Annotated in this window: 2 protein-coding genes; both read right to left on the bottom strand. The window is 72.3% G+C overall.

Going from position 1 to position 1,381, the window contains the following annotated elements; all coding sequences use genetic code 11:
* Positions 1 to 71 precede the first annotated feature (71 nt).
* Positions 72 to 611: a phosphatidylglycerophosphatase A family protein gene (locus AC27IQ_RS24600; protein ID WP_487091156.1), complete on the bottom strand. Its 540-nt coding sequence runs from the start codon at positions 609 to 611 to the stop codon at positions 72 to 74.
* Positions 608 to 1,381, bottom strand: a 774-nt coding sequence (locus AC27IQ_RS24595) for a DUF4139 domain-containing protein (RefSeq protein WP_487091155.1), incomplete at its 5' end; no start/stop codon positions are given. The genes AC27IQ_RS24595 and AC27IQ_RS24600, both read right to left, overlap by 4 nt.

Here is a 1,381-nt window from a genome sequence, read left to right as displayed (position 1 = left end):
AGCCAAATCGGCCTCCAGCGCAATATTTTCTAAGGCATCATGCTCTGATTTCGATAGCAAATCGTCCGGTGTCACCACAGATGCCTCCAGAGCGCGATCACCACCAGCGTGCAGAAGGCCGCCACCAGGTCGTCGAACACGATGCCCCAGCCGCCGCGCCAGCCGAAGCCCTTGAACAAACTGTCGGCCCAGGCCACGGGGCCGGGCTTGGCGGCGTCGAAGAAGCGGAACAGCGCGAACGCCGCGCACTGCCCCCAGAAGCCCATGGGCATGGCCAGCCACAGCACGAGCCAGAAGGCGATCACCTCGTCCCACACGATGCTGCCGGGGTCGGCCACGCCCATGTGGCGCGCGGTGGTGGTGCAGGCCCACCAGCCGACGAGCGTGCCGGCCAGGATCAGCACGCCGAAATGCAGGGGCGCGAGCCACTGCTGCAGCACCAGATAGGCCAGCCACGCCCACAGCGTGCCCACGGTGCCGGGTGCCTTGGGCGACAGGCCGGCGCCGAAGCCCAGGGCGATCCAGTGCGCCGGGTGCGACCGCATGAAGGCGGCGGTCGCGCGGCGCGGTGCGGCGGCGGGCATGGCAGGGCCGAAGGGGGCGGCGTTCATTCCCGCTCCCTCAGCGCGATCTCTTTCGGGTAGCGCACGGTGTGCGTGGCCGTGAAGCGCGCGGTGGCGCCAGCGGCCAGCGGCTGCTGCCAGGCGATGGTGCCGGGCGTGCGGTTCCAGGCCGTGTCCTGCGGCGCGGGGGTGTAGCGGGATTCGACCTCGATCTTCTCGTTGCGCGAGACCGGCGCTGCGTCCAGCACCTGCAGCGCGATGGGCCGGGCGTGGCGGTTTTCCACGCGGTAGGCGCGATCGGTGCGGCGTTCGGTGCGCCCGCCGGTGAAGCCGGCGCTGCCGGTGGTCTCCTGCGGCGGCTCGGCCTGCACGATCACCTGGTCGTCGGCCCCGAACCACAGGGTGGCCCTGCCGCCGGCCGTGGCGTCCTGCGCAAAATCCAGCGTGTCGTTGCCGATGAAGGCGCCGTCGCGGTACAGCCCCACGGGCCCCGCGGGCCAGGCGCCCGGCGGCGGCGCGATTTCGGCCACGAGATAGGCCGTCTCCTGCCGGGCCGGCACGGCGCGCGTGAGCAGCGTGGCAGCCGCGTTGTGCGTGCCCAGGGCCAGCGTGGTGCGCTGGCCGTTGGAGGGCACGGTGATGCGCTGGGGCACGGCGAACTGCGTGGCGTAGGTGCCGGCGAACGCGGTGACGTCGAAGCTGGGCGGCTCGGCTTCCTCGGCCACGCTGGCCGGCGCGGCCATCGCAGCGGGTGCGCCGGTGCGGGCAGGCGGGCCATGGCCATCTGCGGCTGCGGGGGCGGCGCCACATCGAGGGTC

This window comes from Acidovorax sp. KPB24-07, from assembly GCF_057543315.1.
This window is presented reverse-complemented; position numbering and strand designations above follow the sequence as displayed.